Below are 13505 nucleotides of genomic sequence, written 5' to 3' on the forward strand. Positions count from 1 at the left end.
AACATGTACAAGCTCTTCTTCAACCTCGTCTTCAAGCGTATGGACCCCGAGCAGGCCCACTATCTGGCCTTCCGCTGGATCCGCGGCGCGGCCCGCGTCCCCGTCCTGCGCACGTTCGTCGCCGCCGTGCTCGCGCCCCGCTACAAGGAGCTGCGCACCGAGGCGCTCGGCCTGCGCATGCACGGCCCGTTCGGCCTCGCGGCCGGCTTCGACAAGAACGCCGTCGCGATCGACGGCATGTCGATGCTCGGCTTCGACCACATCGAGATCGGCACCGTCACCGGCGAGCCCCAGCCCGGCAACCCGAAGAAGCGCCTCTTCCGCCTCGTGCCGGACCGCGCGCTGATCAACCGCATGGGCTTCAACAACGAGGGCTCGGCGGCGGTGGCGGCCCGCCTGGCGGCCCGCACCGCGGTCTTCAGGACCGTCGTGGGCGTCAACATCGGCAAGACCAAGGTCGTCCCCGAGGCGGAGGCCGCCGCCGACTACGTGAAGTCGACCGAGCGCCTCGCCGCGCACGCCGACTACCTCGTCGTGAACGTCTCCTCGCCGAACACGCCGGGCCTGCGCAACCTCCAGGCCACCGAATCGCTCCGGCCGCTGCTCACGGCGGTACGCGAAGCCGCCGACCGCAGCGTCACCGGTCGCCGCGTGCCGCTGCTCGTCAAGATCGCGCCCGACCTCGCCGACGCGGACGTCGACGCGGTCGCCGACCTCGCCGTCGAACTCGGCCTGGACGGCATCATCGCCACCAACACGACGATCGCCCGCGACGGGCTCGGCCTGAAGTCCTCGGCGGACCTCGTCAAGGAGACCGGCGGCCTGTCCGGCGCTCCGCTCAAGGAGCGCTCCCTTGAAGTGCTCGGCCGCCTGTACGCCCGCGTCGGCGACCGCCTCGTCCTGATCGGCGTCGGCGGCATCGAGAACGCCGAGGACGCCTGGCAGCGCATCCTCGCCGGCGCCACCCTGGTCCAGGGCTACAGCGCCTTCATCTACGAGGGTCCGTTCTACGCCCGCGCGATCCACAAGGGCCTCGCCGCCCGGCTCGCCACCTCCCCGTACGCAACGCTCGCCGAGGCCGTCGGCGCCGAGACCCGGAAGAAGGCAGCCGCATGATCCCCTTCGGTACCCGACTGCGCGAGGCGATGGACACCCGCGGACCGCTCTGCGTGGGCATCGACCCGCACGCCTCCCTGCTCGCGGACTGGGGCCTGAACGACGACATCGCCGGCCTTGAGCGCTTCACCCGCATCACGGTCGAGGCGCTGGCGGACCGGGTGGCGGTGCTCAAGCCGCAGTCGGCGTTCTTCGAGCGCTTCGGATCGCGTGGGATCGCGGTCCTGGAGAAGGCGGTCCAGGAGGCGCGGGCGGCCGGAGCACTGGTCCTGATGGACGCCAAGCGGGGCGACATCGGCTCCACGATGGCGGCGTACGCGGCCACCTATCTGGACCCCGCCTCCCCGCTCTTCTCGGACGCCGTGACCGTCTCGCCGTACCTGGGCTTCGGTTCGCTGCGCCCGGCGCTCGACCTGGCGGCGAAGTCCGGCTCGGGCGTCTTCGTGCTCGCCCTCACCTCCAACCCGGAGGGCGCCGAGGTCCAGCGCTCGACGGCGGCCGACGGCCGGTCCCTGGCCCAGCTGATGCTGGACCACATGGCGGCGGAGAACGCGGGCGCCTCGCCCATGGGCTCGGTGGGCGCGGTGGTCGGCGCGACCCTGGGCGACGCGGGGGCGAACCTCGACATCAACGGCCCGCTCCTCGCCCCGGGCATCGGTGCCCAGGGTGCGACCCCGGCCGACCTTCCCGGAGTCTTCGGCTCCGCCGTGCGCAACGTGGTCCCGAGCGTCAGCCGCGGCGTCCTGCGCCACGGGCCGGACGCCGGCGCCCTGCGCGCGGCGGCGGCCCGCTACGCCGACGAGGTCCGCGCGGCGATCCCGGGGGCCTGATCGGGGGCGGTGCCCCGGTGTGACATGTGTCGCACCGGGGCACCGCGCTTCGCGGACGTGCCGCGATGGCCACCCGGCCGCCTCCCGGAAGGGGGAAACCGTTCCTCCGGGGAGCCCGTGAGGTGCGCGCACACGGAAAGTTGACAATTTCCTTACACGAAACCAGGGTGTTTTGTCCGGAAAGTCCCGGTCGGCTGAGGCTGACCAGGACTTTTCGTCTGTTCTCGCTGACTGGAGCGGCCTTGGCCGCTAGTCTCCGACGAGAGCAGCGAGCACGTGCGCGAGTGCGTTGTCCGTTGCTCGCCCCTGGTGCGGGGCGACTAGGTTCCGCACCGGTCCGTATCCGACAGTTCGACATCCGAGGTGACGTAGGCGTGGCTCTTCCGCCCCTTACCCCTGAACAGCGCGCAGCCGCGCTCGAAAAGGCCGCCGCGGCTCGCCGGGAGCGGGCCGAGGTCAAGAATCGACTCAAGCACTCCGGCGCCTCCCTCCACGAGGTCATCAAGTCGGGCCAGGAGAACGACGTCATCGGGAAGATGAAGGTCTCCGCCCTCCTTGAGTCCCTGCCCGGCGTGGGCAAGGTCCGTGCCAAGCAGATCATGGAGCGGCTCGGGATCTCCGAGAGCCGCCGCGTGCGGGGGCTCGGCTCCAACCAGATCGCGTCCCTTGAGCGTGAGTTCGGCGGCTCCGGGGCCTGACGTCTCGGGCATACCCGAGAAGCTGGAATAATCGCCGCATGGCAGCAACACTCCGGGGGACCACCCCCGTACCCCCGGACGCACGTCCGCGGCTGACCGTGCTCTCCGGCCCCTCCGGGGTCGGCAAGAGCACGGTCGTCGCCCATATGCGCAAGGTCCACCCCGAGGTCTGGCTCTCCGTGTCGGCCACCACCCGCAAGCCGCGGCCCGGTGAGCGGCACGGCGTGCAGTACTTCTTCGTGGACGACGAGGAGTTCGACAAGCTCGTCGCCAACGGCGAACTGCTCGAATGGGCCGAGTTCGCGGGGAACCGTTACGGCACCCCGCGCGCGGCCGTCCTTGAGCGCCTCGAAGCGGGCGAGCCCGTCCTCCTGGAGATCGACCTCCAGGGCGCCAGGCTCGTACGCGAGTCGATGCCCGAGGCCCAGCTCGTCTTCCTCGCGCCGCCGAGCTGGGACGAACTGGTCCGCCGGCTCACCGGCCGCGGCACCGAGGCGCCCGACGTCATCGAGCGCCGGCTCACCGTCGCCAAGGTCGAACTGGCCGCCGAGGCCGAGTTCGACACCACGCTGGTCAACACCTCGGTCGAGGACGTGGCCCGCGAGCTGCTAGCCTTGATGCGAGTTGTCTGATCGAGTCGTGTGCCGTTCACCGGCCCACCTCGGTTCAGCTCACATCTTCGATCCCCATCGGAAGGCAGAGAGTGTCCTCTTCCATGACCGCGCCCGAGGGCATCATCAACCCTCCGATTGATGAGCTCCTCGAAGCAACCGACTCGAAGTACAGCCTGGTGATCTACGCGGCCAAGCGTGCCCGCCAGATCAACGCGTACTACTCGCAGCTCGGTGAGGGCCTGCTCGAGTACGTCGGCCCGCTGGTGGACACCCACGTCCACGAGAAGCCGCTCTCGATCGCGCTGCGCGAGATCAACGCGGGTCTGCTGACCTCCGAGGCCATCGAGGGCCCCGCTCAGTAGGCACCAGATGTTCCACCACAGGCCCGGCAGCGCGACTGCCGGGCCTGTGGTGTGTCATGGGTACGTACACGCAGACCGAAGGTCGCAGGGCGCGGGGAGAGGCGAAATTTCCGATGGGCAAGCCGAAGGTCGTTCTCGGGGTCAGCGGTGGCATCGCCGCCTACAAGGCGTGCGAGCTGCTGCGCAGGCTGACCGAATCGGGCCATGACGTCCGGGTGGTGCCGACCGCGTCCGCGCTGCACTTCGTCGGGGCGGCCACGTGGTCCGCGCTCTCCGGCCACCCCGTCTCGACCGAGGTCTGGTCGGATGTCCACGAGGTGCCCCACGTGCGGATCGGACAGGGCGCCGATCTGGTGATCGTGGCTCCGGCCACCGCCGACATGCTGGCCAAGGCGGCCCACGGTCTCGCCGACGACCTGCTCACCAACACCCTGCTCACCGCGCGCTGTCCGGTCGTCTTCGCCCCCGCGATGCACACCGAGATGTGGGAGCACCCCGCGACCCAGGAGAACGTGGCGACCCTGCGCCGCCGTGGCGCCGTCGTCGTCGAGCCCGCCGTGGGGCGCCTCACCGGCGTCGACACCGGCAAGGGCCGACTGCCCGACCCCGACGAGCTGTTCGAGGTGTGCCGCCGGGTGCTCGCGCGGGGGAGCGCGGGGCGGGACCTCGCCGGGCGGCACGTCGTGATCAGCGCGGGAGGCACGCGCGAGCCGCTCGACCCGGTGCGCTATCTCGGCAACCGCTCCTCCGGGAAGCAGGGGTACGCGCTGGCCCGCACCGCCGTCGCGCGCGGGGCAAGGGTCACCCTGATCGAGGCCAACACCTCTCTCGCGGACCCGGCGGGCGCGGACGTGGTCCGCGTCGGCACCGCCGTCCAGCTGCGCGACGCCGTCCTGAAGGCGGCGCCGGACGCCGATGTCGTGGTGATGGCCGCGGCCGTCGCCGACTTCCGCCCCGATTCGTACGCCACTGGGAAGATCAAGAAGAAGGACGGCCAGGAGCCCGCGCCGCTCACTCTGGTGCGCAATCCGGACATCCTCGCCGAGATCTCGGCCGACCGGGCGCGGCCCGGACAGCTCGTCGTCGGCTTCGCCGCCGAAACCGACGACGTCCTCGCCAACGGCCGCCTCAAGCTCGCGCGCAAGGGATGTGACCTGCTCGTCGTCAATGAGGTCGGGGAGCGCAAGACGTTCGGGTCCGAGGAGAACGAGGCGGTCGTCCTCGGCGCCGACGGCTCACAGACCCCGGTGCCGTACGGCCCCAAGGAGGCCCTCGCGGACACCGTGTGGGACCTGGTGGGCCAGCGTTTCGGACAAACAGGCGACGCGCCCGGCGACCGGACCTAGTGCCGCGGGACCGCGTGCCCCGGCCTCTTTCCCGGCCTCCTTCGGCGTCTCGCTGCGACCGGTTCCGGAGATCTCCGGACTCCACGGAGCGAGACACGTGGTCCAACGAGTACAACCGACCGATAAACTGGTCTCGGAACGCAGCCGGGCGCAGCTCCCGGCGCGACCTACCATGATCAGCCAGCAGCCGCTGCAACCCCAGGGAGCGTTGTGTCCCGTCGTCTCTTCACCTCGGAGTCCGTGACCGAGGGTCACCCCGACAAGATCGCTGACCAGATCAGCGACACGATCCTCGACGCGCTCCTGCGCGAGGACCCGACCTCCCGCGTCGCCGTGGAGACCCTCATCACCACGGGCCTCGTGCACGTGGCCGGCGAGGTCACCACCAAGGCCTACGCGCCCATCGCGCAGCTCGTCCGCGACAAGATCCTCGAGATCGGCTACGACTCGTCGAAGAAGGGCTTCGACGGCGCCTCCTGCGGCGTGTCGGTGTCCATCGGCGCCCAGTCCCCGGACATCGCGCAGGGTGTCGACACCGCGTACGAGAAGCGGGTCGAGGGCGATGAGGACGAGCTCGACAAGCAGGGCGCCGGCGACCAGGGCCTGATGTTCGGGTACGCAACGGACGAGACCCCCGAGCTGATGCCGCTGCCGATCCACCTCGCGCACCGGCTCTCCCGCCGGCTCACCGAGGTCCGCAAGAACGGGACCATCCCCTACCTGCGCCCCGACGGCAAGACCCAGGTCACCATCGAGTACGACGGTGACAAGGCCGTGCGCCTGGACACGGTCGTCGTCTCCACGCAGCACGCGAGCGACATCGACCTGGAGTCGCTGCTCGCTCCCGACATCCGCGAGTTCGTGGTCGAGCACGTCATCAAGCAGCTGGTGGACGACGGCATCAAGCTGGACACCGACGGCTACCGCCTGCTGGTGAACCCGACCGGCCGCTTCGAGATCGGCGGTCCGATGGGTGACGCGGGCCTGACCGGCCGGAAGATCATCATCGACACCTACGGCGGCATGGCCCGCCACGGTGGCGGCGCGTTCTCGGGCAAGGACCCGTCGAAGGTGGACCGCAGCGCCGCGTACGCGATGCGCTGGGTCGCCAAGAACGTCGTGGCCGCGGGTCTCGCCGCGCGCTGCGAGGTCCAGGTCGCGTACGCGATCGGCAAGGCCGAGCCGGTGGGCCTGTTCGTCGAGACCTTCGGCACCAACACCGTCGACAACGAGAAGATCGAGACGGCCATCACCGAGGTCTTCGACCTCCGCCCGGCCGCGATCATCCGCGACCTCGACCTGCTGCGCCCGATCTACGCCCAGACCGCCGCGTACGGCCACTTCGGCCGCGAGCTGCCCGACTTCACCTGGGAGCGCACGGACCGCGTGGACGCCCTGCGCAAGGCCGCGGGCCTGTAGCCCAACGCCACTCCACGAGGGCCCCGGACCGGTTTTCGGTCCGGGGCCCTCGTGGTGCCCGGCGGGCCTCCGCCCGGCGCCGTTGTCAGTAGGGTCTGGTAGGAATTTGGCTGTGAGCAGCGAGAACGAACGGCCGGGCGGGGTGCCGGAGCAGCTTGCGCTCATTCGCGAGAGCGTGCGCAACGCCAAGGTGCCCAAGGCCAAGCCGCGGACCTGGCGGGGGGCGGCGCTGGCCAAGGAGCTGCCCGTGGCCCGGGTCGTGGTGAACAAGGGGGTGCTGCACCTCGATCAGTACTTCGACTACGCCGTGCCCGAGGAACTGGACGCCGACGCGCAGCCGGGCGTGCGGGTGCGGGTGCGTTTCGGGGCCGGGGCGCGCAACGTGCGGGAGGGGCGCCGGGAGGGCGGCGGCCTGATCGACGGGTTCGTCGTCGAGCGGCGTGCCGATTCGGACTACTCGGGTCCGCTGGCCGCGCTCGCCGGTGTCGTCTCACCGGAGCGGGTGCTGAGCGCGCAGATGCTCTCCCTGGCCCGCGCCGTCGCGGACCGGTACGCGGGCAGCCTCGCCGATGTGCTCCAGCTCGCCGTCCCGCCCAGGAACGCGAGGGCCGAGGCCAAGCCGTCGCCCGAGCCGTCCGCGCCACCGGCCGAACCGGACGCCGGGACCTGGGAGCGCTATCAGCAAGGGCCCGCGTTCCTGCGGGCGTTGGGGAGCGGCGGGGTGCCCCGGGCGGTGTGGACCGCGCTGCCCGGACCGCACTGGGCCGAGGAGATCGCGCGGGCGGTCCGGGCGACGCTCGCCTCCGGGCGGGGCGCCCTGGTCGTCGTGCCGGACGGGCGCAGTGCGGGCCGCCTGGACGCGGCGCTGACCGCGCAGCTCGGCGAGGGCCGCCACGCGCTCCTCACCGCCGATTCGGGCCCCGAGCGGCGCTACCGGCAGTGGCTCGCGGTGCGGCGCGGCGCGGTGCGGGCCGTGGTCGGCACCCGCGCGGCGATGTTCGCACCCGTGAAGGACCTCGGGCTCGTCGTGGTGTGGGAGGACGGGGACTCCAGCCACAGCGACGACAACGCGCCGTTCCCGCACGTGCGGGAGGTGCTGGAACTACGGGCAGCGCACGACAAGTGCGCCTTCCTCCTCGGCAGTACGAGCTGCACGGTCGAGGCCGCCCAGCTCGTACAGAGCGGCTGGGCCGCGCCGCTGGTCGCCGACCGCACGGTGGCGCGGGCCGCGGCTCCGCTCGTACGCACCGTCGGCGACGGGGAGCTGGCGCGCGACGAGGCCGCGCGGGCGGCCCGGCTGCCGAGCCTGGCCTGGCAGGCGGTGCGCGAGGGACTCAAGAGCGGCCCCGTCCTCGTGCAGGTCCCGCGGCGGGGGTACGCCCCGCGGCTGGCCTGCGCCCGGTGCCGTACGCCGGCCCGGTGCAGACACTGTGCGGGCCCGCTTGAAGCCCCGGACGAGCGCGAGCTGCGGTGCGCCTGGTGCGGGACGGCGGAGGGCGACTGGCACTGCGTGGAGTGCGGCTCGACGCGGCTGAGGGCGCAGGTGGTAGGCGCCCGGCGGACCGCCGAAGAGCTAGGGCGGGCGTTTCCCGCGGTGCCCGTGCGGACTTCGGGGCGCGACCACGTTCTGGACAGCGTGCCGGGACAGCCCGCGCTCGTCGTGTCCACCCCCGGCGCCGAACCCGTCGCCGACGGCGGCTACGCGGCGGCGCTGCTCCTCGACGGCTGGGCGATGCTCAACAGGCCCGACCTCAGGGCCGGCGAGGAGGCACTGCGGCGCTGGATCAACGCGGCCTCGCTGGTACGCGGGCAGGACGAGGGCGGCACCGTGGTCGTGGTCGCCGAGCCGACGCTGCGGCCCGTGCAGGCCCTGGTCCGCTGGGATCCGGTCGGGCACGCGCTGCGCGAACTGGCCGAGCGCGCCGAGCTGGGTTTCCCCCCGGTCTCCCGGATGGCCGAGGTCATCGGACGCCCGGACGCGGTCGAGTCCTTCCTGCGCGCGGCCCAACTGCCGCCCGACGCCCAGGTGTTGGGGCCGGTGCCGCTGCCCGTCGCCGATCCCGGCCGGGCCCGGCGGCCCGGCGACCCACCGGTCGGGGAGCAGTGGGAGCGGGCGCTGGTGCGGGTGCCGCCGGGCAGCGGGGCGGCACTTGCCGCCGCGCTGAAGGCGGCCCAGGCCGGGCGGCTGGCACGCGGCGGTGGCGACCCGGTGCGGCTCAGGATCGACCCGCCCGACATCGGCTGAGGACCCGCGTCGAAATCCACATGGGTGTGCCCTCGCGGTATGTCGGGACGCGAGGGCACGAATGGCGGAACGCGGCGGTCAGCCGTTGCGGGGACCGGGGAAGGCGCTGGTGCGGACCTCCTCGCGCAGGGACTGGCTGCTCGCCGTCGGCTGCGGCGGCATGGAACGGGCGGCGGGGACCGCGGGCATGGGCGGCAGCGGCGGCAGCGTGCGGGTCACCGTGGTCTCGGCCGGACGCTCGGCCTCGGCCTGCCCCGCGCTCTGGGCGCCCGCGCGGCGGGACCCGTAACGGCGGTGCACGGCCTGCTTGGTGACGCCGAGAGCCGAGCCCACCGCGTCCCAGGAGAAGCCGAGGGAGCGGTCGAAGTCCACAGCCGCCGTCACCAGTGTCTCGACGCTGTCCCGCAGCTCCTGGGCGAGCCGCACGGTCGGGGCGGGAGCGCGCCCGTACACGACGAAGCCCGTGGAGGGGCCGGAGCGGCGCGGGCGGTACACGTTGCCCAGCTGCGCGGTGAGGGTGCGCAGTGCGTCCACCTGACGGCGGACCCGCTCGATGTCCCGCACCAACAGGTGCAGGCTGGCCCGCGCTTGGGCGTCGTGGGTGGCGTGGTCGGCCATGAGCAAGCCTCTCGAACCGGCGATGGATGGGGTGATGAAGACGGTGCTGGTACTGCGTGGTGCTGGTACTGCGTTGACGGTCGTACGGTGCTGAAATGGAGCGGGCCGCACAAGCGGCCCGGTTCGGTCAATCTCTCTTGACCAACGCGCCACCCGCTGTTGTGGTCACGCTGCGGGGGCGTATGGGCATATGCACAGGGCGCACGAGTGTCCGTACGCCCCTTCCGTACGGCTCCCGGCGGCCGGTCGCCAAGCACCCGGCACCGGGGCGTACGCCCGCCGCGCCGGGCCCCATAGACTGGGACGCCGCTCTCGACAAAGCGAGGTAACCCCCAGTGAAGCTCGTCTTCGCAGGCACCCCCGAGGTCGCCGTACCCGCCCTGGACGCCCTGATCGCCTCCGGGCGGCACGAGGTCGCCGCGGTGGTCACCCGGCCCGACGCACCCGCCGGACGGGGCCGCCGCCTGGTGGCGAGCCCCGTGGCCGAGCGCGCCGAGGAGGCCGGCATCGAGGTCCTCAAGCCCCTCAAGCCGCGCGACGAGCAGTTCCTGGCCCGGCTGCGCGAGATCGCGCCGGACTGCTGCCCGGTCGTCGCGTACGGGGCGCTGCTGCCGAAGGTCGCCCTCGACATCCCGGCGAAAGGCTGGGTCAACCTGCACTTCTCGCTGCTGCCCGCCTGGCGCGGGGCCGCGCCTGTGCAGCACGCGGTCATGGCCGGCGACGAGATCACCGGCGCCTCCACCTTCCTGATCGAGGAGGGCCTCGACTCGGGTCCCGTGTACGGCACGGTCACCGAGGAGGTGCGGCCCACGGATACCAGCGGTGACCTGCTCACCCGGCTCGCCTTCGCGGGTGCCGGGCTGCTCGCCGCGACCATGGACGGCATCGAGGACGGCTCCCTGAAGGCCGTCGCGCAGCCCGCCGAAGGGATCTCGCTCGCGCCGAAGATCACCGTCGAGAACGCGCTGATCGACTGGTCGGCCCCGGCGCTGCGGGTCGACCGGGTGGTGCGCGGCTGCACGCCCGCCCCCGGGGCCTGGAGCGTCTTCCGCGGCGAGCGCCTCAAGCTCATCCAGGCGGCGCCCGTCACCGACCGGACCGACCTCGCGCCCGGTGAGCTGTCCGTCGCCAAGAACAACGTGTACGTGGGCACCGGCTCGCACGCCGTGGAACTGCTCTGGGTCCAGCCGCAGGGCAAGAAGCCGATGCGCGGCGCGGACTGGGCGCGCGGGGTCCGGATCGCCCCGGGTGAGCGCCTCGGGGCGGCGGACGTACGCTGAGAGGGTTCGCCCCATCTGATCCGCGGAGCACCTTTCACGTGAACGATTCGCCACCTCGCAGCCCGAACAACAGCGCGGGCAAGGCCGCAAAGCCCTACCGCCGTCCCAAGAAGGACCCGGTCCGCATCCTGGCCTTCGAGGCGCTGCGGGCCGTCGACGAGCGGGATGCCTACGCCAACCTGGTCCTGCCGCCGCTGCTGCGCAAGGCGCGCGACGGCGGGAACTTCGACGCCCGGGACGCGGCGCTCGCCACCGAGCTCGTCTACGGGACGCTGCGCCGCCAGGGCACGTACGACGCGATCATCGCGGCCTGCATCGACCGGCCGCTGCGCGAGGTCGACCCGCCGGTGCTCGACGTGCTCGCGCTCGGCGCGCACCAGCTGCTCGGCACGCGGATCCCGAGCCACGCCGCGGTCTCGGCGAGCGTGGAACTCGCCCGGGTGGTGCTCGGCGACGGGCGGGCCCGGTTCGTCAACGCCGTCCTGCGGAAGATCGCGGCGGACGACCTCGACGGCTGGCTGGAGAAGGTGGCGCCCTCCTACGAGGAGGACGCCGAGGACCACCTCGCCGTCGTCCACTCGCACCCGCGCTGGGTCGTCTCCGCGCTCTGGGACTCGCTCGGCGGCGGCCGGGCGGGCATCGAGGACCTCCTGGAGGCGGACAACGAGCGCCCCGAGGTGACTCTGGTCGCCCGTCCCGGCCGCTCCACCACCGACGAGCTCCTCGACGCCCTGGGTGAGGACGGCGGTCTGCCCGGCCGCTGGTCGCCGTATGCCGTGCGGATGGCCGAGGGCGGCGAACCAGGAGCGCTGGACGCCGTGCGCGAGGGCCGGGCGGGCGTCCAGGACGAGGGCAGCCAGCTGGTGGCCGTGGCCCTCGCCAACGCGCCCATCGAGGGCCGCGACGAGCGCTGGCTGGACGGCTGCGCGGGCCCCGGCGGCAAGGCCGCCCTGCTCGCCGCGCTCGCCGCCGGGCGCGGCGCCGCGCTGCTCGCCTCCGAGAAGCAGCCGCACCGGGCCCGCCTGGTCGAGCGCGCGCTGGCCGGCAACCCGGGCCCGTACCAGGTCATCGCGGCCGACGGCACGCGCCCGCCGTGGTTGCCCGGATCCTTCGACCGCGTCCTGGTCGACGTCCCCTGCTCGGGCCTCGGCGCGCTCCGCCGTCGCCCGGAGGCCCGCTGGCGGCGTCGCCCCGAGGACCTGGAGGGCTTCGCCCCGCTCCAGCGGTCGCTGCTGCGCGAGGCGCTGTCGGCGGTGCGGGTCGGCGGGGTCGTCGGGTACGCCACGTGCTCGCCGCACCTGGCCGAGACGCGCATCGTGGTCGAGGACGTCCTCAAGGGCCGCGGCGGCGCCGAGCCGGTCGAGGCCGACTGGATCGACGTGCGCCCCCTGATGCCGTCGGTGGCGGGCCTGGGCGACGGCCCTGACGTCCAGCTGTGGCCGCATCTGCACGGCACGGACGCGATGTACCTCGCGCTGCTCCGGCGGACGGCCTGACCCCTGACCCCGGGGCGACAGGACCTGAAGCCGCGGTTGTGCCGCTTCCTTGAAGGGTTCGTGCCTTTCTCGGGGAGACGGGGTATGGCATGGACAGCTCAGGTGGACAGTGGCCTGCGTGGTAGGGGAGGAGTGCCGGGCCGCGTTCGGGACGGGGCCCGCCCTTGTCGGCGGAGTGAGGCTGTGGTGACGGGTTTTCATGTCACCGGGCGGTCACTGGCGTGCGTTGTCCAGCGAGGGGCGGGGGCCAGTGCTGACGTGGGTCGAGGCCGCGGCGTGCGGCGCGGGCGGTGGGCTGATCGTTGAGGCGGTCGTCACTTTCGGGCGGCTGAACGCCTGGCAGCAGGCCAGGCACATGGCGAGAGCGGCGGCGGCCGAGTTGCCTCGCATCGACGCGTACGTCGATCCCCTCGCGGATTCGCTCGCCGCGCTCTTCCGGGTGGCACTGGGCGGTACAGCCGCCTGGCTGCTCCATGCCGAGGTCACCGGCGTGTACGCGGCCGTGACCGTGGGAGCCTCAGCGCCCGCGCTGCTCGCCCAGGTCGGTAGGGCGACCTCCGCCGCCGATGCGCTTCGGGGTGGGCCGGAGCCGGGTGGGGAGCCGAGTGGCCCCGTGCCCCCGTCCGGGCCTCCAGGACCTCTCCCGACCCGCGAGGAGACGGCTTCATGAGTGCTGGTTCGGTCGCCCGGCGCAGCTGGGGGTCGTTCATCGGAGGGCGGCCGCACGTCCCGCGCGCAGGGGGACGGGCACGTGACGGATACACCGTGCGCCAGCGGTTCTGGGCGTCGTTCACCGGCCTGGACCTGCCCTGGGCCCGTGTCGGCTCGGTGTCGGCGCCCGAGGCGCCGGTCCGCCCACCCGCGCCGTCGGCCCGGCCCGCCGCCAGCAGCGATGCGATCGCAGGGCGACTCGAACCGGGCTGGTTCGCCCTGCCCCCGATCCTGACGGTCGCCGGTCTGACCGCTGCGGGAGGCGACGCGGTGATTCTGGAGACGTCGTCCCCCGACGGCGGAGCCAGGTTCCTGCTGCGCACGCAGGGTGCCGGCCGGCCCGAGTACTGGCTGGAGCTGGTCCTGCGGGGCGTCGACGCCGCCCGGCCGCTGGTGTCCCCGGTCCGGTACACAACGGCGGGCGGCGGTGAGAAAGTGCTGCTCGTGCCGGTGGTACGGGGTCGGCTCGGACCTCCCGCCTCATTGGTCCGCCTCCCCGGTTTCGCCGCCGACTCGTCGTCGGGAGGGTGGACGGCCCGTGCTCCCGCTCCGGTGACGCCGGACACCGACTGGGACGCCGCCACGGTGGCCGACTCGGTTCGGGCGGCGCTCAACGAGGCGACCCGCGACGCCTGGCGCCAGGTGCGGGAGATCGTCGGCGACGACCTGCGCGCGACCATCGACGGTGAGCTGTCGTGAGGCCGCCGTGGTCGTCCCGGCGCCGGTCCGAGGCCCCGCCGGATTCGTTCCCGTATCGCACGGAACTCGAC

At 72.8% G+C, this 13505-nt stretch carries 13 protein-coding genes; 12 read left to right on the forward strand and 1 reads right to left on the reverse strand.

The genetic code is table 11. From position 1 onward, the window contains the following. The first annotated feature begins 3 nt into the window (after positions 1-3). The 8 genes from OG522_RS30520 to OG522_RS30555 all read left to right on the forward strand — a co-directional run bounded on the left by OG522_RS30520 (position 4) and on the right by OG522_RS30555 (position 8630). A complete protein-coding gene (locus OG522_RS30520) occupies positions 4-1116 on the forward strand; it encodes a quinone-dependent dihydroorotate dehydrogenase (protein ID WP_329467800.1) in 1113 nt (370 codons plus the stop codon). Then, on the forward strand, positions 1113-1946 hold the full coding sequence (gene pyrF, locus OG522_RS30525; protein WP_329466246.1) for an orotidine-5'-phosphate decarboxylase: 834 nt from the start codon (positions 1113-1115) through the stop codon (positions 1944-1946). Before OG522_RS30520 ends, pyrF begins: the two co-directional genes overlap by 4 nt. 374 nt (positions 1947-2320) lie before the next feature. Beyond that, positions 2321-2644: an integration host factor gene (locus OG522_RS30530; protein WP_053724505.1), complete on the forward strand. Its 324-nt coding sequence runs from the start codon at positions 2321-2323 to the stop codon at positions 2642-2644. A 38-nt stretch (positions 2645-2682) separates the two neighbouring features. Continuing rightward, a complete protein-coding gene (gene gmk, locus OG522_RS30535) occupies positions 2683-3276 on the forward strand; it encodes a guanylate kinase (protein ID WP_329466247.1) in 594 nt (197 codons plus the stop codon). Between the two features lie 71 nt (positions 3277-3347). Then, on the forward strand, positions 3348-3620 hold the full coding sequence (rpoZ, locus tag OG522_RS30540) for a DNA-directed RNA polymerase subunit omega (protein ID WP_017242218.1): 273 nt from the start codon (positions 3348-3350) through the stop codon (positions 3618-3620). 113 nt (positions 3621-3733) lie between these two features. Next, positions 3734-4966 (forward strand): bifunctional phosphopantothenoylcysteine decarboxylase/phosphopantothenate--cysteine ligase CoaBC, encoded by a 1233-nt coding sequence (gene coaBC / locus OG522_RS30545; protein WP_329466249.1) that lies wholly within the window; start codon positions 3734-3736, stop codon positions 4964-4966. Positions 4967-5176: 210 nt separating this feature from the next. Next, the gene (metK, locus tag OG522_RS30550; protein ID WP_329466250.1) at positions 5177-6385 is read left to right on the forward strand and encodes a methionine adenosyltransferase; all 1209 of its coding nucleotides are present in this window, start codon (positions 5177-5179) and stop codon (positions 6383-6385) included. Between the two features lie 112 nt (positions 6386-6497). Next, positions 6498-8630, forward strand: coding sequence for a primosomal protein N' (locus tag OG522_RS30555; protein WP_329466251.1), 2133 nt, complete (start codon positions 6498-6500; stop codon positions 8628-8630). 78 nt (positions 8631-8708) lie between these two features. Here the strand turns inward: OG522_RS30555 and OG522_RS30560 are convergent, their stop codons facing one another. Then, entirely contained in the window at positions 8709-9248 is a 540-nt protein-coding gene (locus tag OG522_RS30560) for a hypothetical protein (protein WP_329466253.1), read from the reverse strand. A 335-nt stretch (positions 9249-9583) separates the two neighbouring features. Here OG522_RS30560 and fmt point away from each other — a divergent pair, with 335 nt between their 5' ends. The 4 genes from fmt to OG522_RS30580 all read left to right on the forward strand — a co-directional run bounded on the left by fmt (position 9584) and on the right by OG522_RS30580 (position 13434). Continuing rightward, positions 9584-10528, forward strand: a complete 945-nt coding sequence (fmt, locus tag OG522_RS30565) for a methionyl-tRNA formyltransferase (RefSeq protein ID WP_329466255.1) — start codon at positions 9584-9586, stop codon at positions 10526-10528. Between the two features lie 38 nt (positions 10529-10566). Then, on the forward strand, positions 10567-12024 hold the full coding sequence (locus OG522_RS30570; RefSeq protein WP_329466257.1) for an RsmB/NOP family class I SAM-dependent RNA methyltransferase: 1458 nt from the start codon (positions 10567-10569) through the stop codon (positions 12022-12024). 250 nt (positions 12025-12274) lie between these two features. Further along, positions 12275-12694, forward strand: a complete 420-nt coding sequence (locus OG522_RS30575) for a hypothetical protein (protein ID WP_329466259.1) — start codon at positions 12275-12277, stop codon at positions 12692-12694. Beyond that, positions 12691-13434 (forward strand): hypothetical protein, encoded by a 744-nt coding sequence (locus OG522_RS30580; RefSeq protein WP_329466261.1) that lies wholly within the window; start codon positions 12691-12693, stop codon positions 13432-13434. Before OG522_RS30575 ends, OG522_RS30580 begins: the two co-directional genes overlap by 4 nt. The last annotated feature ends 71 nt before the right edge of the window (positions 13435-13505 follow it).

It is taken from the genome of Streptomyces sp. NBC_01431, from assembly GCF_036231355.1.
Taxonomy (GTDB): Bacteria; Actinomycetota; Actinomycetes; order Streptomycetales; family Streptomycetaceae; genus Streptomyces.